This is a genomic window from Mycobacterium sp. ACS4054 (genome assembly GCF_001667275.1).
Lineage (GTDB): Bacteria > Actinomycetota > Actinomycetes > Mycobacteriales > Mycobacteriaceae > Mycobacterium.
The window spans coordinates 84737-102703 of record NZ_LZHV01000055.1 but is presented as its reverse complement, the minus strand read 5'-3'; the positions used below and the strand labels follow the sequence as shown (position 1 = coordinate 102703).

General features: G+C 71.2%; 18 protein-coding genes. 5 read left to right on the top strand and 13 right to left on the bottom strand.

The genetic code is table 11. The features are described from left to right. Window positions 1-70: 70 nt before the first annotated feature. The 10 genes from A5730_RS15760 to tyrS form a co-directional block, all read right to left on the bottom strand. Window positions 71-1015 (bottom strand): copper transporter, encoded by a 945-nt coding sequence (locus A5730_RS15760; protein WP_067902072.1) that lies wholly within the window; start codon window positions 1013-1015, stop codon window positions 71-73. A gap of 7 nt (window positions 1016-1022) precedes the next feature. Further along, the gene (steA, locus tag A5730_RS15755) at window positions 1023-2204 is read right to left on the bottom strand and encodes a putative cytokinetic ring protein SteA (protein WP_067902070.1); all 1182 of its coding nucleotides are present in this window, start codon (window positions 2202-2204) and stop codon (window positions 1023-1025) included. A gap of 149 nt (window positions 2205-2353) precedes the next feature. Continuing rightward, entirely contained in the window at window positions 2354-4108 is a 1755-nt protein-coding gene (gene recN / locus A5730_RS15750; protein ID WP_067902068.1) for a DNA repair protein RecN, read from the bottom strand. 6 nt (window positions 4109-4114) lie between these two features. Then, entirely contained in the window at window positions 4115-5038 is a 924-nt protein-coding gene (locus A5730_RS15745; RefSeq protein WP_067902065.1) for an NAD kinase, read from the bottom strand. Beyond that, on the bottom strand, window positions 5035-5838 hold the full coding sequence (locus tag A5730_RS15740) for a TlyA family RNA methyltransferase (RefSeq protein ID WP_067902062.1): 804 nt from the start codon (window positions 5836-5838) through the stop codon (window positions 5035-5037). Before A5730_RS15740 ends, A5730_RS15745 begins: the two co-directional genes overlap by 4 nt. Window positions 5839-5846: 8 nt before the next feature. After that, a complete protein-coding gene (locus tag A5730_RS15735) occupies window positions 5847-6032 on the bottom strand; it encodes a hypothetical protein (protein ID WP_067902058.1) in 186 nt (61 codons plus the stop codon). A gap of 23 nt (window positions 6033-6055) precedes the next feature. Continuing rightward, a complete protein-coding gene (locus A5730_RS15730; RefSeq protein ID WP_067902055.1) occupies window positions 6056-7066 on the bottom strand; it encodes an HAD hydrolase-like protein in 1011 nt (336 codons plus the stop codon). Between the two features lies 1 nt (window position 7067). Next, window positions 7068-7850, bottom strand: a complete 783-nt coding sequence (locus A5730_RS15725) for a tetratricopeptide repeat protein (protein ID WP_082946853.1) — start codon at window positions 7848-7850, stop codon at window positions 7068-7070. Between the two features lie 27 nt (window positions 7851-7877). Next, complete coding sequence (locus A5730_RS15720) at window positions 7878-8243, bottom strand: DUF732 domain-containing protein (protein WP_067902188.1); 366 nt, start codon at window positions 8241-8243, stop codon at window positions 7878-7880. Window positions 8244-8326: 83 nt separating this feature from the next. After that, the gene (gene tyrS / locus A5730_RS15715; RefSeq protein ID WP_067902052.1) at window positions 8327-9604 is read right to left on the bottom strand and encodes a tyrosine--tRNA ligase; all 1278 of its coding nucleotides are present in this window, start codon (window positions 9602-9604) and stop codon (window positions 8327-8329) included. Between the two features lie 112 nt (window positions 9605-9716). On the opposite strand from tyrS, the gene A5730_RS15710 reads away from it, so the two are divergent. Further along, a complete protein-coding gene (locus A5730_RS15710; RefSeq protein ID WP_067902049.1) occupies window positions 9717-10595 on the top strand; it encodes a bile acid:sodium symporter family protein in 879 nt (292 codons plus the stop codon). Here the strand turns inward: A5730_RS15710 and A5730_RS15705 are convergent. Beyond that, entirely contained in the window at window positions 10592-11203 is a 612-nt protein-coding gene (locus tag A5730_RS15705; protein WP_067902040.1) for a DNA-3-methyladenine glycosylase, read from the bottom strand. The genes A5730_RS15710 and A5730_RS15705 overlap by 4 nt on opposite strands. 81 nt (window positions 11204-11284) lie before the next feature. On the opposite strand from A5730_RS15705, the gene A5730_RS15700 reads away from it, so the two are divergent. Genes A5730_RS15700 through A5730_RS15685 form a run of 4 tightly spaced genes read left to right on the top strand, consistent with a single transcriptional unit; the run spans window position 11285 to window position 14730 of the window. Then, window positions 11285-12565: an ammonium transporter gene (locus A5730_RS15700; RefSeq protein WP_067823233.1), complete on the top strand. Its 1281-nt coding sequence runs from the start codon at window positions 11285-11287 to the stop codon at window positions 12563-12565. A gap of 31 nt (window positions 12566-12596) precedes the next feature. After that, window positions 12597-13352 carry an ABC transporter ATP-binding protein gene (locus A5730_RS15695; RefSeq protein WP_055404402.1) on the top strand — a complete coding sequence of 252 codons (756 nt, stop codon included), beginning with the start codon at window positions 12597-12599 and terminating at the stop codon, window positions 13350-13352. Further along, window positions 13286-14104, top strand: a complete 819-nt coding sequence (locus A5730_RS15690) for an ABC transporter permease (protein ID WP_082946852.1) — start codon at window positions 13286-13288, stop codon at window positions 14102-14104. Before A5730_RS15695 ends, A5730_RS15690 begins: the two co-directional genes overlap by 67 nt. Next, a complete protein-coding gene (locus A5730_RS15685) occupies window positions 14104-14730 on the top strand; it encodes a TetR/AcrR family transcriptional regulator (RefSeq protein ID WP_067902186.1) in 627 nt (208 codons plus the stop codon). Before A5730_RS15690 ends, A5730_RS15685 begins: the two co-directional genes overlap by 1 nt. Here A5730_RS15685 and A5730_RS15680 read toward each other — a convergent pair. Together A5730_RS15680 and A5730_RS15675 are read right to left on the bottom strand one after the other, a co-directional pair. After that, entirely contained in the window at window positions 14696-14920 is a 225-nt protein-coding gene (locus tag A5730_RS15680; RefSeq protein WP_067902178.1) for a Trm112 family protein, read from the bottom strand. The genes A5730_RS15685 and A5730_RS15680 overlap by 35 nt on opposite strands. Then, on the bottom strand, window positions 14913-17900 hold the full coding sequence (locus tag A5730_RS15675) for an acyl-CoA synthetase (RefSeq protein WP_067902015.1): 2988 nt from the start codon (window positions 17898-17900) through the stop codon (window positions 14913-14915). Before A5730_RS15675 ends, A5730_RS15680 begins: the two co-directional genes overlap by 8 nt. Window positions 17901-17967: the final 67 nt, after the last annotated feature.

The window sequence follows — 17967 nt, the reverse complement described above, 5'->3', positions numbered from 1 at the left end:
AGTTGGGCCTGCCGACCCACGGAAATCCACCCTAACATCCGCGACCGAAGTGTCGCGGCGAACACGCCCGCTACTGGGGCACCGTGATGGAGGTCGCGCCGTGACCGGTGCCGTACTGACCCGGGTGACCGCCGCTGATCAGGTCGTGCAGGCCGAGCACGGCGGTGATCCGGCCGGGCGCGGTGTCGACGTCGTCGACGGTGCTGATCGCGGAGTTCATCTGAGCGTCGGCGCGGGTCACGGCCACGGCCGCGCCCCCGGTCGACGAACCGTCCCGCCCGGCCAGCAGCGTGCCCGAGCCGTGCGGCGCCAGCGCGGCGGCGAACCGGGCGACGCTGGCGCCCTGGTTGCCGGCGTCCTGGGGCAGCGCGCCGCCGGTGATCACCAGCGCGGCATTCGCCGCGCCCATGTGGTCGTTCGGCTGGTAGGTGACGAAGCCGGTGTCGCGCAGCGCGGCCAGCACGGTGGCCCGCTGGGTCTCGTCGACGGGCGGGACCGCGGGATTGGCGTTGATCAGCAGGGCGATGCCCATCAGGTCGCCGGCCTGCGAGCCCTGGTCGACCAGCTTGGTGCTCAGCTGCTGGCCGGCCGGCAGGATCGACGAGTTGACCACGGTCTGCAGTTTCTCCGCGGAGTTGGCCTCGACGAATTCCTGCGTGAGCGCCACGGTTCCGGTCACCGCGCCGCCGGCCTGGCCGATGATCTTCGCCACCGCGGCGACGTCGTCGTCTTTGGCGTCGGGCGTGCGGAACACCACGACCGACTTGCCGCCGAGCGCGTCGTGCACCATCCGGCCGCCCAGCTGGGTGTCGAAGTTGTTTGCCGCGCTGAGCTTTTCATTCAGCACGTTCTTCTGGTCGTTGAGCCCGTTGATCTGGGTGTGCAGATCCCGCTTCTCGTCGCGCAGGCTGGACAGCAGGGTGTCGGACAGGAAGCCGGAACCGAGCACCACTCCGACCGCGAGCGCCAGGAAGACGGCGGCCAGCGACAGCGCGTGTTGGCGTAGCGAGATCATCGCGGGCCTAGCTCACCAGGTGCTGGACCCAGAGGGAAAAGTGGTTCCAGTAATCGGTGACCCAGTGCAGCACCAGGCCGTCGGTGCGCGACACCCACAGGGCCACGATGATGGCGATCAGCATCGTCAGCGCCAGCAGCGCGATCGCGCCCGCCGAGATGTGGTTGCGGTACAGCGTGGCCACGGCCTTGGCGTCCACCACCTTCTCCCCCACCCGAAGCCGGGTGAGGAAGGTCGACGGGTTGCTGTGCGCGCGGGTGCGGTCGAAGAACGTCTCGATGTTGGCGGTGTGGCCCGCGGTCACCAGCAGCGCGGCGCCGTGATGATCGGCCAGCAGCAGGGCCAGGTCGATCGCCGAACCCGCGGCCGGGAAGGTCATCGCCCCGACGCCGAGATCCTGGATGCGCTCCAGGCCGGGGGCATGGCCGTCGGCGTCGGCGGGCAGGACGACCTGGGCGCCGCACTTGAGGGCGTCGGTGCTGATCTGGTCGGGGTCGCCGACGATCACCTGGGGCCGATAACCGGCCTTGCGCAACACATCCGCGCCGCTGCCCACGCCGAAGAGCACCGGCTGGTACTCCTTGATGAACGGCTTGAGGGACTTCAGGTCCTCCTCGGCGCTGGGCTCGTCGGCGACGATCACCACGTGCCGGCGGCGCAGGTCGACGTCGATGTCGGGGATCCCGATGCCGTCGATCAACAACGGGCTCTCGCTCTTGATGAACTCGATGGTGTTGCCGGCGAACGCCTCCAGGTGCGCGGACAGGCCGCTCTTGGCCTCCCGCATCAGGTCGGCGATGTCGTGATCGGTGCGCTCGGTGCCGCGCACCAGCCGGCGGTCCCCGGAGTAGACGCCGCCCTCGTGCAGGCGGATCTTGGCGCCGTCCTTGACCTTCTTGAAGATGTCGGGTCCCGTCTCGTCGATCAGGGTGACCCCGTTGTTGACCAGCACCTCCGGGCCCATGTTGGGGTAGCGGCCCGACACCGACGGCGAGGCGTTGACGACCGCGGCGATATCGGCCTCCACCAGCGCGTCCGCCGTGATGCGGTCCAGGTCGAGGACGTCGAGCACCACGATGTCGCCGGGGCACACCCTGCGCAGCAATCGGTCGATGTTCCGGTCCACGCGGGCGGTGCCGACGAGGCCCGGCCGGGTGGTGTTACGGGTAAGCAGGCCTGACATCTTCATGGGGGCGATTCTGTCGGTGATGCGTGGAGGAGGCGTGGAGGCGCGCCGTAACATCAGCCTCAGAAGTTGACTAGAGTCCCATTAGTCACAAGCGGCTAACGGCTTGGTCGCGCGCGGGTACACGATGGCCCGTCGCGGCACGGGGACCTTTAAATCTCGTCCTTCTGCGCGGCGTCTAGCAGTTCGCGGGCGTGCGCGCGGCCGCTGTCGGACTCGCCCAGCCCGGCCAGCATCCGGGCCAGTTCGGCGACGCGCTCGTCGCCGGTGACCCGCCGCACGACGCTGGTGCCCTTGGGTCCGGCGCTGTGCACCACCAGGTGCACGTCGGCGTACGCCGCCACCTGCGGCAGGTGCGTGACCACGATGACCTGATGCGTGCGCGCCAGCCGGGCCAGCCGCCGGCCGATCTGCACCGCCGCGCGGCCGCCGACGCCGGCGTCCACCTCGTCGAACACCATCGTGGTGCCCGCCGCGGAGGCCGCCAGCACCACTTCCAGCGCCAGCATCACCCGGGACAGCTCGCCGCCGGAAGCGCTCTTCGCCAGCGGCAGCTGGTCCATCCCGCGGTGCGCCGCGAAACCGAACTCCACCTGGTCGACGCCGTCGGCCCCGGCCCGGGCCAGCTCGCCCGACGCCAGCATGAGCGCGGCCGGATCGTCCCTCTCGGCGGCGAGATCGTTGCTCACCTCGATGCTGAACTGGGCGTCGGCCATCGCCAGGCCGGACAGCTCGGCGGTGACCTCCTTGGCGAGCCGCTTGGCGGCCTTGCGCCGGATGCCGCTGAGATCGCCTGCGGCGTCCGCCAATTCGCGTGCCAGCTCCTCGACGCGGGCCGCCAGCGCCGTCAGGCCCTCCTCGGAGACGTCGAGCTGGGCCAGCCGCTGCCGCGACTCCTGGGCCCACCGCAGCACCCCGTCGACGTCCGCGGCGTACTTGCGGGTCAGTGTGCGCAGTTCGGCCTGCCGGGCCAGCTTGGCTTCCAGCGCGCTGGCATCGACCGGCAGCTCGTCTAGGTAGGCGCTGAGTTCGCCGGCCGCGTCGGCCACCACCGTGAGCGCCTCGCCGACCTGGGCGGCCAGCGCCCGCAGCTTCGCGTCGTCGGTCGACTCCAGGGCCGCCCGCGCCCGCCCCAGGCCGTCGGCGGCGCTGTGTCCCGCGTCGGCGTCGTCGGGGGCCCCGGAAAGCGCCGCGTGCGCGGTGACCGCGGCCTCGCGCAGGGTGTCCAGCTCGGAGAGCCGCACGATGTCGGCGACCAGCGCGTCGTCTTCGCCCGGTTGCGGGTCGACGGCGTCAATCTCGTTGAGCGCGAACGTCAATCGGTCGGACTCCAGCGCGAGTTCGCGCATCCGGTTCCGCCGGTCGATGAGGTCGTGCCGCGCGGTGAGCCAGGCGTCGCGCAGCTTGCGATACCGCTCGAGCGCGGGGCCGGCCTTGGCGAACCGGTCCAGCGCGCCGCGCTGCTCCTCGGGCCGCATCAGGCGCAGCTGGTCGTTCTGCCCGTGCAGGGTGAGCAGCTCGGCGGTGAAATCGCCCAGCGACTTGGCGGGCACGCTGCGACCGCCGAGGTAGGCCCGCGAGGGCCCGTCGCGGCTGACCGAGCGCAGCGCGATCACGCTGCCGTCCTCGTCGCGCTCCGCGCCCGACGCGTCCAGCATCCCGTCCAGCTGCGCCACCACCGCATCCTCGAGATCGGTTGTGGTGAAACGCCCTTCGACGACGGCGCGGTCGGCCCCCGAGCGCACCCGGGTAGCGTCGGCGCGGGCCCCGCCGAGCAGGTGCAGCCCGGTTACCACCATGGTCTTGCCGGTGCCGGTCTCCCCCGTCAGCACGGTCAGGCCGCGGTCGAACTCCCCGACCGCGGCGCTGATCGCACCGAGCGACTCGATGCGGATTTCGGTGAGCACCCGCCGTTACTTCCCGCGCCAACCCGTCACCGGCAGCCGGAACTTGCGCACCAACCGGTCGGTGAACGGCGCGCTGTCCAGCCGCGCCCACTTCACCGGCGTGTCACAACGGCTCACCTCGATCCGGCTGCCGGCCGGGATCAGCATTTCGCGCCGGCCGTCGCAGAACACCAGGGCGTCGTGGCCGTCCGCCTCGATCTCGATCGCGATGGTGGCGTCGGGGCTGGTGACCATCGGCCGGCCGAACAGCGCGTGAGCGTTGTTGGGCACCACCAGGATTGCCTCGAGGTCCGGCCACAGCACGGGGCCGCCCGCGGAGAACGCGTAGGCGGTGGAGCCGGTGGGCGTCGACACCAGCACGCCGTCGCACCCGAACGCCGACACCGGCCGGCCGTCGATCTCGACGACCACCCCGAGCACGCCCAGCCGCGGGCCCTTTTCCAGGCTGACCTCGTTGAGCGCCCAGCCGTGCGCGATCTCCCGGCCGCCCGTGCGCACCAGCACGTCCAGGGTGAGGCGGTTCTCCACCCGGTAGTCCCGGGCGACGACGTGCTCGAGCACCCGGTCGATGGCCTCGGCCTCGGCCTCGGCCAGGAAGCCGATCCGGCCCAGGTTGACGCCCAGCACCGGGATACCGGCGTTGCGGGCCAGTTCGGCCGCGCGCAGGAACGTGCCGTCCCCGCCGAGCACCAGCACCAGCTCGCAGCCGTCGGCGGCCTGCGGGTCGGCGTCGACGACCTCGATCTCGACGCCCATCGCGCGGATGTCGTCGGGCGCCACATGCAGCGAACCCCGGTCGACCGCCTCGGCGGACAGCACCCGGAGCCCGATGTCGTTGTCGCCCAACACCTTCTGCACCCGGGCCGCGGTGTCGGTGGCTTCCTCGCGGCCGGTGTGCACCACCATCAGCACCGTGCGCTGCTCGGTCATTGCGGGCCCCGTTCTACGGCGTGCTCAACCGCCGCCGCCAACTCGTCATCCGCCAATCCCGTTTCGGCGCGCAACCACAAGAAGTATTCGACGTTGCCCGAGGGGCCCGGCAGCGGGCTGGGAGTGACCCCGGCGGTGTGCCAGCCCAGTTCGCCGGCGCGCCGCGCCACCGCCAGCACGGCGCCGGCACGCAGGCCCGGGTCGTGCACGACCCCGCCGGCACCCACCTGGCCCCTGCCCACCTCGAACTGCGGCTTCACCATGGGAACGATATCCGCAGTGGCCGAAGCACATCCAGCCAGCGCGGGCAACACGGTGGACAGCGAAATGAAGGACAGGTCGGCCACGATGAGGTCGACCGGGCCGCCGATCGCCTCGCGAGACAGGTCACGCGCGTTCGTCCGCTCGACGACGACGACCCGCGGGTCGCAGCGCAGCGACCACGCCAGCTGGCCGTATCCGACGTCCACCGCCACGATTCCGGCGGCGCCGCGGTCCAGCAGCACCTCGGTGAACCCGCCCGTCGACGCCCCGGCGTCCAGGCAGCGCCGGCCCGCCACCGGGATGCCGAAGGCGTCCAGGGCGCCGATCAGTTTGTGCGCGCCCCGCGACACCCAGCCCCGCTCGCCGTCGTCGGCGACGGTCAGGGCCGCGGTGACGGCGACGGCCGTGCCCGGCTTGCGGGCCGGCAGCCCGTCGATGCTGACCCGCCCGGCGCCGATCAACTCGGCGGCCTGCTGGCGCGATCGCGCCAGGCCGCGCCGAACCAGCTCGGCGTCGACGCGGGCGCGGCGGGACATGCGGGCACTCAGCCCTTCTCCGCCGACTCCAGCGCGGCCAGCAGCACGTCGTGCGCCTCGGAAAGGCGGCGCGCAATGTCTTCGAGCTCCGTTAGCGACGGCGCGTTGTGGGGATTGTCCGGCGCACCGGGCTCGGGCAGCCGGGCCAGCAGGGCGTCGATTTCGGCACGGATCTGTTCGGGATCGGTAGTCATTGCGCTCTTACGCTAGTCACCCGTCAGTCGCTGTGCACCAACGACCAGCGCTGCAGCGCGTCGCGGGCGCGGTCGTCGGCGGCGTGGATGCCGAGCGGGTGCCCGTCGGACCGCGCGCCCCAGACGGCGCTGGCGACCGCCCGCACGATCGACAGCCCGTCGCCGTCGTCGGGCCCGGCGCCACTGACGGTCACCGCCCCGTCGCCGACGTCGACCGCCCAGGCCGGCTGGGGGCCGACCGCGAGCTGGTCGCCGTCGGAGTGCAGCGCTCGCAGGTCGTGGCCGATGTAGGTCGGCCGCCGCTCGGGTTCGGCGTACACCGCGTCCCGCGCGGAGCTGACCCCGGTGAGGACCATCAGGCTGGGCAGCTTGGCAGCGTTCGCGCCCTCGATGTCGGTGTCCAGCCGGTCGCCGACCACCAGCGGCGCGCGAAATTCGCCCCGGGCCACCGCGTCCGTGAGCAGGCCGGGCGCGGGTTTGCCCGCGACCTGCGGCTCGGCGCCGGTCGCGGCCCGCAGCGCGGCGACCATGGACCCGTTCCCCGGCAACAGGCCCCGCTCGGTCGGCAGGGTCGGATCGATGTTGGCCGCCACCCAGAGCGCGCCGGAGCGAATGGCCAGCGCGGCCTCGGCCAGGTCGGGCCAGCCGATGGTCATCGACAGGCCCTGTACGACGGCGACCGGCTCGTCGTCGAAGCGGCGCACCGGCCGCAGCCACACGTCCGCGACCTCGTCGGCCAGCGCGTCGGTGCCCACGATCAACACCGGCGACCCGGCCGGCAGCCGATCGGCCAGCAGCCGGGCGGCGCTCTGCGCGCTGGTGGCGACGTCGTCGGCGGTGGCGGTGAAGCCGAGCTCGGTCAGGTGCGCGGCCACCTCGGCGGCGCTGCGCGACGCGTTGTTGGTGATGAAGAACGCGCGGCTGCGCACCTCGGCCAGGGCCTGCACCGCGCCGTCGGTGGGCTGGCGGCCGCGAAACAAGGTGCCATCAAGATCGAGCAACAGGCAATCGTATTGGCGCGCAACGCTTGTCATCTCAGCCCAGCTCGCTGACCCGGTCTTCGGCGTCGGTGACGCCGTCGACGTCGGCCGCCGCCGAGCGCAGGAACCATTGCAGCGCTTCGTCTTTGCGGCCCAGGGCCAATAGCGTGTCGGCGTAGGCGTAGAACAACCGCGCCGCCGTCGGGCCCTGGCGGCCCGGGTCCAATTGCGGCGTGGACAAGAGGGTCAGCGCCTGCTCCAGCTGGCCGAGATCCGCGCGCGCGCCAGCCGCGACAATGCGCAGCTCGTCGGCGTCGTCACCGTCGAGCTGCGCGGCCTCCGGCCCGCGCGCGAGTTCGATCGCGCGTTCCGGGCGGCCAAGTCCCCGTTCGCAATCCGCGATGAGGGCGAGCAGGTTGGACTTGCTGCCCATCCTGCGGGCTGCGCGCAGTTCGGCCAGCGCCTGGGCCCAGTCGCCGCAGTGATAGGCGGCGATTCCGACCGCCTCACGGATCGCGGCGATCCTGCTGGACCGGGCCCGGGCGGCGCGTGGTCGGCGCAGCGCGGCCTCCGGGTCCTCGTCGAGCAACTCGCCGGCGGCGACCAGGTGCCGCGCGACCGCGTCGGCGGTGGCGCGGTCCAGCGTGCTCAGCTCGCCGCGGATCTCGGGCGCCAGCTGCCGGGCGTCCACGCCGGGCGGTATCGGCGGCCCGGCGTCGGGCTCGCGGCGGGCGTCGGGCTTCTGCGGCTGGGCCGGTCGCGCGCGGCCCGTCCCCGACCAGGCGCCGGACGAACGCGGGCGCCGTTCACCCCGCTGCCGCTGCCTGTCGTCGACCACGCAGCCGAGGATACGGGGGCCGCGGGGCTAGTACGCCGTGAGCCGGTTCTGCAGCAGCGGCGCGATCACCGCCGGGCAGAAGTTCGCGATGGCGACGATGGTGAACAGCCCGGCCGAGTCGTAACCGAGGCCGCTGCGCCTGGCCATCTCGGCGGCCACCGTGTCGAAGGACTGGCCCGGCATGACCAGCATGGGGCACACCGACTGGCCCAGCGCCAGCGCGCTGGCGGGGTGGGGATAGGTGATCCCGGCGTTGGACAGGGCCATCAGGAAGGCGTTCCCGCGCATGTCGGCGCGCACGGGGGCGGCCAGTGGCGCGGCCAGGCCCGCCACGCAGGCGCCCACCCCCAGGACGCGCAGCAGGGCCCACCGGACGCGCCGCAGGGATGTCATCGTGACCACCCTGGCCAATCCGGGTCACAGCCGCAACACGGAACGGTAAAGATTTGCGCACCAACGTGTGTTGCGGGTGCGTTCTATACCTTTTCGATGACCTTTTCGATCCCGGCGATCGTGCGCTTGCCGCGGCGCAGCACCAGCCACCGGCCGTGCAGGAAGTCCGAGGGCTGCGGCGTCCACTCCTCGCTGTCGATCCGGGCGTTGTTGACCGACACCCCGCCCTCGCCGATGGTGCGGCGGGCGGCCTTCCTGCTCTCCGACAGGCCGCTGGCCACCAACAGGTCGACGATCCCGTCGGGGGCGCCGGGTTTGAGCTCGGCCACCGAGGCCTCGCGCAGCGCGGCCGCCAGCGTCGCCTCGTCCAGCCGGTCCAGCTCGCCCTGACCGAACAGCGCCCGGCTGGCGTGCTCGACGGCCTCGGTGGCCGCCTCGCCGTGGACGAGCACGGTCAGTTCGCGGGCCAGCCGGCGCTGGGCGGCGCGCTGCTGCGGGCGCTCCTGGGTGGCGTGCTCCAGCTCGGCCAGCTCGTCGGCGGACAGGAAGGTGAACCACCGCAGGTACCGGATCACGTCGGCGTCGGCGGTGTTGAAGAAGTACTGGTACCACGCGTACGGGGTGGTCATCGCCGGGTCCAGCCACAGGCTGCCGCCGCCGGTGGACTTGCCGAACTTGGTGCCGTCGGCCGCGGTGACCAGCGGAACGGTCAGCGCGTGCACCGTCGCGCCCAGCTTCTGGCGGACCAGCCGGACGCCGGCGATGATGTTGCCCCACTGGTCGGAGCCGCCGATCTGCAGCGTGCAGCCGTACCGCCGATACAGCTCCACGTAGTCGTTGGCCTGCAACAGCATGTAGCTGAACTCCGTGTAGGAGATGCCCTCGCCCTCCAGCCGCCGCCGGATGGTGTCGCGATCCAGCATGACGTTGACCGAGAAGTGCTTGCCGAGGTCACGCAGGAACTCGATGGCCGAGAGGCCTTGGGTCCAGTCCAGGTTGTTGACGACGACCGCGCCCGTCGGGGATTGGTCGAAATCGACGAAGCGCTCCAGCTGCCCGCGGATGCGCCCGGTCCATTCCGCGACGGTGTCCGCCTCGTTGAGGGTGCGCTCGCCGACGTCGCGCGGGTCGCCGATCATGCCGGTGGCCCCGCCGGCGAGCACGATCGGGCGATGCCCGGCCCGCTGAAACCGCCGCAGCGCCAGCAGCGGCACCAGGTGCCCCGCGTGCAGGCTGGGCGCGGTGGGATCGAAACCCGCGTACACGGTCAGCGGCCCGCGCTCGGCGGCCAGCGCGGCGAGGTCGGTGGACTGCGCGATCAGGCCGCGCCAGCCCAGCTCGTCAAGGATCCCGGAAGACATCGCGCACGACTTTAGTCGCTCCCGGGGCCACGATTCGCCGCCGCGCGGCGCGATAAGGCAAGCTAACCACCGTCGCGCCATCGACGTGGGCGCGCCGACGACGCGGAGCGTGATGGACAACCGATACTGGCCGATCGTGGTCATCGCGGTGATGCTTGCCCTCGGGCTGACGCTCACGATCGACGACTTCAAGCGCGCCGCCACGCTGCGCAAACCCCTGGCGGTGGCGCTGATCTGCCAGGCGCTGCTGCTGCCGGCCCTGTGCCTGGTGATCGCCGAGGCCTTCCGCCTCGCGCCGCCGCTGGCCGTCGGGCTGATGCTGATGGCCGCCACCCCCGGCGGGACCATGTCGAGCATCCTCAGCCACTTGTTCAACGGCGACCTGGCGCTGAACCTCACGCTGACCGCGATCAACGCCGTGCTGTCAATCGTCGCCCTGCCCGCGATCCTGGCGGTGGCGATGACCTGGTTCATGGGCGAGGGGCGGTTTCTGCCCCTGCAACTGGACAAGTTCTTCGCGGTGTTCGGCATGGTGCTCGTCCCGATCGCCATCGGGGTGGCCTTCCGGCACCGCTTTCCCGAGGCGGCCCGGCGGCTGCAGAAGCCGGTCCGGATCGCCGCCCTTGTGCTGCTGGTGCTGGCCGTCCTCGGGGCCGTCGCCGGAGGACGCAAGACGCTGTGGCACAACTTCGGCGCGCTGAGCGGGGCCGTCGCGACCTTCTGCTCGGTCAGCCTGACGGTCGGCTACCTGGCGCCGCGGCTGATGCGCCTGGCTCCCCGGCAGGCCGTTGCGGTCAGCCTGGAGGTCGGCATGCACAACGCCGTGGTGGCGATGGGCGTGGCGTTGAGCCCCCAGTTGCTCAACAGCGTCGAAATGGCCACGCCGGCCGCGCTATACAGCGCCGTCGCGCCCCTGATGGCCCTGACGTTCGTGTTCCTCGCGCGTCGCGTGGACCCCGCGTTCCGGGCGGCGGCGCTGGCCGACGCTTAATCGCTGGTGCCCGGGGCCGGCGCCCGCGGGCTGCGCCGGTACGCCGAGACCTCCGGGCGGCCCGGGAGCCACAGCCGCCACGGCCGATCGGCGGCCTTGCTGACGCCGACGCGCGGCCCGCACGCGGGGGTCAGCGGCTCGTTCAGTTCCAGCGTTACCGCACTGTTCGGGTCGAACAGGTCAATGCCGTTGTCCGCCATGGTGATTCCCAGGGCCGAGCACAGGTTGCCGGGGCCGCGGGCGAGCGCGGCCGCGCGGACCAGCTCGCCGCGCCGGGCGCGGGCGACGTCGGTGCCATCCTCCAGCGCGGCGGCCCGCAGCAGGACGGCCGCGGCGGTGCCGTCGGGCCCGCAGGAGACGTTGGCGCAGACGTGGATCCCGTGGCTGCGGTAGGTGTAGAGCCGCCCGGGCGGGCCGAACATCACCGCGTTGCGGCCGGACATGCCCCGGTAGGAGTGGGCCGCGGCGTCGGGCCAGGGGCCGTCGGGAACGCCGCCGTAGGCCTCGACTTCGACGATGACGGCGGTGACGCCGCGCCCGGTGAGGGTGGCGCCGAGCAGCCGATGCGCGGCCGCGACGGGGTCGACGAGCAGCTCGCGTGCGGCCACCCACCGAACCTACCGGCACCGCCGCCATGGCAATATCCCGGTGTCGCGGGGACCCCCAGGCCCCGAGAAGGAGCCGACGCCATGCATTCGATCGACCCCGCCGCCACCGCGTGGCTGCTGGCCAGCACCGCGCTGGTCCTGCTGATGACTCCCGGCCTGGCCATCTTCTACGGCGGCATGGTGCGCACCACCGGGGTGCTCAACATGATCATGATGAGCTTCATCTCCATCCCGCTGGTGACGGTGGCGTGGCTGCTGGTGGGCTACACCATCGCGTTCTCCGAAGACGGGGCGAGCGGCTTCGTCGGCAACCTTCGCCACATCGGGATGCTCGGCATCAACCCGGACACCGCCCACGGCGCGGTTCCCGAATTGCTGTTCGCCACCTTCGAGGTGACGTTCGCCATCATCACGGCCGCGCTGGTGAGCGGCGCCATCGCCGACCGCGCCAAGTTCGCCGCCTGGATGGTGTTCGTCCCGGTGTGGGCGGTCGTCGTGTATTCGGTTGTGGCGCACTGGGTGTGGGGGCCCGGCGGCTGGCTGGCCAAGCTCGGAGTGCTCGACTACGCGGGCGGCCTGGTCGTCGAGATCGTGTCCGGCTCCTCGGCCCTGGCCCTGGCGCTGGTGCTCGGGCCGCGCATCGGCTTCAAGAAGGACGCGATGCGCCCGCACAACCTGCCGCTGGTGTTGCTCGGCGTCGGCCTGCTGTGGTTCGGCTGGTTCGGGTTCAACGCCGGTTCCGCGCTGGCCGCCAACGGGACCGCGGCGGCCATCTTCCTCAACACCCTCGTCGCCGGCTGCCTCGGCATGCTCGGCTGGCTGTCGGTCGAACAGATCCGCGACGGCCGGCCCACCACGTTCGGCGCGGCGTCCGGGGTGGTGGCCGGGCTGGTCGCCATCACGCCGTCGTGCGGAACCGTGAACACGCTCGGCGCGGCGGTCGTCGGCCTCGCGGCCGGCGTCGTGTGCTCGTTCGCGGTCAGCGCGAAATTCCGCTTCAACTACGACGATTCGCTCGACGTGGTGGGCGTGCACTTCGTGGGCGGCGTGGTCGGCGTGTCGCTGATCGGCCTGCTGGCCACCGCGGTCATGACGTCGGGGCCGCGGGGGCTTTTCTACGGGGGCGGCCTGGGCCAGCTGGGCAAGCAGTCGCTCGCGATCGTCGTCGTCGGGCTCTATGCGTTCACCGTGTCGTTCGTGCTGGCCAAGGTGATCGACCGGCTGATGGGCTTCCGGCTCAGCGCCGAAGACGAGACGACCGGCGTCGACCTCACCCAGCACGCCGAGACCGCGTACGCCGAGGGCGTGCACGGGCACCTGCCGCTGCGCCGCCCCGGATTGGACGACCGCACCAACCCTTGACAACGCCTCCCCGGAGGACGATATTCATCACATGATGACTTCATCGCGTGATGAATTAATCGGCGACCAGGCCGTCCGCATCGATCACCTGCGCGTGATCCGCGGTAAGCGGCCCGCCCTGCACGACTTCTCGGTGCAGATCGGGCGCGGCAGCATCACCGGCCTGCTCGGCCCGTCGGGCTGCGGCAAGACCACCCTGATGCGCTGCATCGTCGGCACCCAGATCGTGACCTCGGGCACCGTCACGGTGCTCGGGCACCCGGCCGGGTCGGCGCCGCTGCACCGCCGCGTCGGCTACCTGCCCCAGGACCCCACCATCTACAACGACCTGCGGATCGTCGACAACGTCCGCTACTTCGCCTCGCTCTACGGTTTCGACCGCCACGCCGCGGACGCCGCGATCGAGCGCGTCGGGCTGGCCGACCACCGAAGCGCCTACTGCGGCAACCTTTCCGGCGGCCAGCGCACCCGGGTGTCGCTGGCGTGCGCGCTGGTCTGCCGGCCCGAGCTGCTCGTGCTCGACGAACCCACCGTCGGCCTGGACCCGGTCCTGCGCGCCGACCTCTGGGAGCAGTTCACCGAGCTGGCCCGCGGCGGAACCACGCTGCTGGTGTCCAGCCACGTCATGGACGAGGCCGACCATTGCGGCGACCTGCTGTTGATGCGCGACGGCCACCTGCTCGCGCACACCACCCCGGCCCAACTACGAGAGGACACCGGATGCACGTCACTGGAGGACGCGTTTCTGTCCATCATCAGGCGCAACACCATGCGCCAAGCCGGATAGGGCTCAAGGGCTACACCGCGACCACGACGCGGATCCTGCGCCAGCTGGCGGCCGACCACCGCAGCGTCGCGATGATCCTGTTCGTGCCGGTGCTGGTGATCACGTTGATGTACTTCATGTTTCAGAACGCACCGCACCGGCCCGGCACCCCGGCCCCGTTCAACAACGCCTGCCTGATCCTGCTGGGCCTCTTCCCGCTGTTCGTGATGTTCATCATCACGGCGATCACCATGCAGCGCGAACGCGCCTCCGGGACGCTCGAGCGCATCCTGACCACTCCCCTGCGCCGGTTCGACCTGCTGATGGCCTACGGCACGGCCTTCTCGACGGCCGCTGCGGCCCAAGCGATTCTGGCGTGCATCGTGTCGTTCTGGTTGCTCGGCTTCGACACCGCCGGCAGCCCGGCGTGGGTGTTCGCGATCGCGATCGTCAACGCCGTCCTCGGCGTGGGCCTGGGCCTGTTGTGTAGCGCGTTCGCCCGCACCGAGTTTCAGGCCGTGCAGTTCATCCCGCTGGTGATGGTGCCGCAGCTGTTGCTGGCCGGCATCATCGTGCCCCGGGCGGTGATGCCGCACTGGCTGCAGTGGGTCAGCAACGTGATGCCGGCCAGCTACGCGCTCGAGGCGCTGCAGCAGGTGGGCGCGCACCCGCAGCTGACCTTCGTCGCGGTGCGCGACATCGTCGTCGTGCTGGGGTTCGCGCTGGCGGCGCTGTGTTTGGCGGCCGCGACGCTGCGGCGGCGGACCAGCTAGTGGCTGGTTCCACCAAGACCGGGCGCCGGCGGCCCGGGCGGCCGGCCGGCAGCTCCGACACCCGCGAACGGATCCTGTCCTGCGCGCGAGACCTATTCGCCACCAATGGGATTGGCAACACCTCGATCCGCGCGGTGGCGGCGGCGGCCGGCGTCGATTCGGCGCTGGTGCACCATTACTTCGGCACCAAGGAGAAGCTGTTCGCCGCGGCCGTGCACATCCCGATCGATCCGATGGACATCATCGGCCCGCTGCGCGAGATGCCGATCGAGGAAATCGGCTACCGACTGCCGTCGATGCTGTTGCCGCTGTGGGACTCCGAGATCGGCACGGCCTTCGTCGCCACGCTGCGGTCGGTCCTGGCCGGCACGGAGGTCAACCTGTTCCGCACGTTCATCGAGGACGTGATCGCGGTGGAAGTCGGTTCGCGCGTTGACGATCCGCCCGGAAGCGGAATCATCCGCGTCCAGTTCGTCGCGTCGCAGCTGGTCGGCGTGGTGCTGGCGCGCTACATCCTGCAGTTCGAGCCGTTCGCGTCGCTGCCGGCCGAACAGGTCGCGCGGACCATCGCGCCGAACCTGCAGCGCTACCTCACCGGTGATCTGCCGGACGGCCTCGTGCCATGAGCCGCGCGTGCTCGTCGTCGTCGACGTCGCGGGCCTCGTCGATCAGCAGCACCGGGATTCCGTCCTCGATGCGGTAGGCGCGCCGCAGCCGCGGGTTGTACAGCAACTCCCCGTCGGGTGAGTCCACGAACAGCAGGGGTCCGCGGTCGGCCGGGCACACCAGGATGCTCAGCAGCGAATCGTCAACCATCGGCACGCCCGCTCAGCGCCGCCCGCACGCCCGGGGTCAGCTTGCGGAAGAAGTTGCCTTCGGCGTCGAAATACCAAACGTGGCGGCCCGGTTTGGGAATCCCCGCGGCACGCAGGGCGCTGACGGTCGGACGGTAGGTCGCGCTCAACGACATCTCCGGGCATACCTGGACGATGTCCGGGCCCACGCCGACGGGGATCTTCGCCACGGCGTCCGTCAGGTCGGCCGCGGTGATGCTGGCCCCGGGAAGCAGCGTGACCGCCGAGACCGCCACCTCCCGGTCGCCCACCGGCACGTTGTAGGTCACCGCGAGGTCGACACCGTTGACGCAGCCCAGCACGTCGGTGACGGACTCGGGATACACCAGGCCGCGGGCGGTGTGCACCACCGAGCCGCGCCGGCCCGCCCACCAGTAGTCGCCGTCGTCGTCCCGGTAGAACAGGTACTCGGTCGAGATCCAGGTGTCGCCGGCCGCGAACACGCCGCGCTTGACCGACGCCGCCGGATCGATCGGGCCGTTGGACGCGGCGAGCAGCACCCCGACCTGCTTCGGCTCGGCGATCTCGACGAAGCCGCGGTCGTTCTCCAGGATCAGGTCGTGCTTGGCGTCGTAGGCGCCCAGCTCGATGCGCCCGACGCCGGGCAGCGGACGGCCCTTGCTGCCCGCCTTGGCGCCGGACACATTGGCCAACACGGCCTGCCCGTCGGTGGTGGCGAAGAACTCGACGACGTGGGCCGGCGCGAACGCGTCGACGACCCGTCCCCACAGCCCCGTCGGCATGCCGGAGCCGATGAACAGCCGCACCGGATGGTTGCCGTGCAGCACGAACGCCGGATCATCCACGATCTCGCGGAGCATGGCCCAGGTGTAGGACACCACCGTCACGCCGTACTGGCGCACCTCCTGCACGAAGCGGTCGCGGTCCAGGCCGCGGGACAGCGCGATGCGGGTGCCGCCGACCACCGCGCCACCCAGGCTGACCAGCAGCGCCGACTCGTGGTGCAGCGGCGTCAGGCAGTACAACGTGTCGCGGCGGTCGAGGGCCGCCGTGGAGGCGGTCCCGAAGGCGGACACCGCCCACCGGTAGTTGGTGATCTGCTTGGCCACCAGCTCGCCCCCGGCCGCGCTGAAGGCGATGAAGGCCAGGTCACGCGCCAGGCCGGGGTTGGGCCGGTACCACCCGGGGAGCTCAACCGCGTCGGGGTCGATCTGCTCCATGTCGATGACGTCGCTGTCGTCGGGCAGGTGCAGATCCCGCGCCTCGCCGCCGCCCAGCACCAGCACCTGCCGCAGCCCCTGGCGGTCCGCCGCCAGCACCGCCTCCAGGTTGGGCGGGTCGGTCAGCAGCTCCGTCACTCCGCCGAGCCGGACCGACGCGGCCAGGTCGGCGTCCGGCCGCATCACCACCGCGATCGCGCCCAGCCGCGACAGCGCGGCGATGGCGACCAGCGCGCTGGGCCGCGTCTCCATCAGCACGCCCACCCGATCCCCTTGGCGCACACCGACATCGATTAGGCCGCGCACGACGTTGTTGATCCGCCGGTTCACGGCCTCGTAGGTGTGCACGCGGCCGTCGAACAGCAGGAACTCGCCCTGCGGGGCCTCGTGCGCCTGCTCTTCGATGATGCGGCCCAACGAGATTCGCGTGTGGTCGTTGATCTGTCCCAGCCGCACCAGGCGCGGCAGCGTGCGGGCTGTTTCGACGGCCAGGGTGCGCACGGACTTGTTGGCCGCGACCACCGTGTTGGCCGCCCCGCGCACCAGCCCCAGCGCCGCTTCGGACACCTCGCCGACGCCGTGCACCAGCCGGGAACTCAACGCGACACCGCTGTCGGTGTGCTCCTCGGGCTGGTCGGCCATCAGGTCGATGCTGTCCGGTTTGTCGCCGCCGGTGGACAGCCACTTCACCCAGTCGGCGACGGTGGGCCAACTCTGTTGCGCCGCCTTGGATCCCACGACCAGACCGAAATGGCCTGTGCGGATGGTCCTTTCGTACACTTCGGCGTCGGGTGCGGCCCGCCGGATGCCGCGCACCGAAGCGGGCTGGCCAATGTCATCCACCTCGCCGACGAAGGCCAGCACCGGACACGTGATGTCGGTGAGCGTGACCATCTGGCCGTTGACGGCGAAGCCGCCGGTCATCATCCGGTTGTGGGCGATGAACTGCTTGAGCAGTTCGGAGATCGCCGGGCCGGACCACGCGATCCATCCCTCGCGTTCGAGGAACCGGCGCTGCTGCTCGCGCGGGAGCAGCGCCTCGCGGTCGTGCAGCTGGCGCACGAAGTCCACCCGGGCCTTGGCGGTCTTGAGCGGGTCCAGCATCTGGAAGCCGGTGCGCGCCATCCAGCTGGGGATGGCCAGCCGGCTGAACACGTGGTCGGCCATGAAGTTGGCGGCGGGCGCGGCGAAGTTCGCCGGGATGCCCATGGGCAGGGCGGCCAGGGTGTCCACCGGCGACCCGAAGGTGACGATGCTGGCCAGGCTCTTCGACCGCCGGTAGGCGGCGACCTGGTAGCACCACATGCCGCCCTGCGAGTACCCGACCAGGTGGATGTCGCTGCCGGTGGTCTCCTTGACCGTGTCGATGGCCTGACTGAGCGCGACGATGTGGTCGGCCAGGGTGCGGCGCATGCCGCCCTCGACCTTGTCGGGTTCGCCGAAGTCGATCACCCACGGATCGAGCCCGTTGGCGTGCAGGATGCCGACCGCGCCGTCCTCGCGGGTGACGTCCCACATGTCCGCCGACATCATCATCGGGTGCACCATCAGCACCGGCGGGCCCACCGGCGGTTTGTCCGGCCGGCTGTCCGGCGGGAAGTAACGTCGGAGCTTGTACATCGGTACGCTCTCGACGATCTGCGACGGCGACGGGACGGTACCTGTTTCCAAGCCGCCCAGCCGGACGACCTCCAGCCCGTTCTGCGCCGTAGCGATCAGGCGCTCGACCGGTCGCGTAACGATCGACAAGTTGAGATCCACGGCCCGCTCCCCTATGTCTTGACAGCTCCGACATCATGGCACACCGGCGACCATGGTGGGCCTGGCC

Bases quoted from the DNA above. Each gene is read 5' to 3' on its own strand.
- A5730_RS15760 (WP_067902072.1), bottom strand. From the start codon at position 1,015: ATGATCTCGCTACGCCAACACGCGCTGTCGCTGGCCGCCGTCTTCCTG.
- steA (WP_067902070.1), bottom strand. From the start codon at position 2,204: ATGAAGATGTCAGGCCTGCTTACCCGTAACACCACCCGGCCGGGCCTC.
- A5730_RS15745 (WP_067902065.1), bottom strand. From the start codon at position 5,038: ATGACCGAGCAGCGCACGGTGCTGATGGTGGTGCACACCGGCCGCGAG.
- A5730_RS15740 (WP_067902062.1), bottom strand. From the start codon at position 5,838: ATGTCCCGCCGCGCCCGCGTCGACGCCGAGCTGGTTCGGCGCGGCCTG.
- A5730_RS15735 (WP_067902058.1), bottom strand. From the start codon at position 6,032: ATGACTACCGATCCCGAACAGATCCGTGCCGAAATCGACGCCCTGCTG.
- A5730_RS15730 (WP_067902055.1), bottom strand. From the start codon at position 7,066: ATGACAAGCGTTGCGCGCCAATACGATTGCCTGTTGCTCGATCTTGAT.
- A5730_RS15720 (WP_067902188.1), bottom strand. From the start codon at position 8,243: ATGACATCCCTGCGGCGCGTCCGGTGGGCCCTGCTGCGCGTCCTGGGG.
- tyrS (WP_067902052.1), bottom strand. From the start codon at position 9,604: ATGTCTTCCGGGATCCTTGACGAGCTGGGCTGGCGCGGCCTGATCGCG.
- A5730_RS15710 (WP_067902049.1), top strand. From the start codon at position 9,717: ATGGACAACCGATACTGGCCGATCGTGGTCATCGCGGTGATGCTTGCC.
- A5730_RS15700 (WP_067823233.1), top strand. From the start codon at position 11,285: ATGCATTCGATCGACCCCGCCGCCACCGCGTGGCTGCTGGCCAGCACC.
- A5730_RS15695 (WP_055404402.1), top strand. From the start codon at position 12,597: ATGATGACTTCATCGCGTGATGAATTAATCGGCGACCAGGCCGTCCGC.
- A5730_RS15690 (WP_082946852.1), top strand. From the start codon at position 13,286: ATGCACGTCACTGGAGGACGCGTTTCTGTCCATCATCAGGCGCAACAC.
- A5730_RS15680 (WP_067902178.1), bottom strand. From the start codon at position 14,920: ATGGTTGACGATTCGCTGCTGAGCATCCTGGTGTGCCCGGCCGACCGC.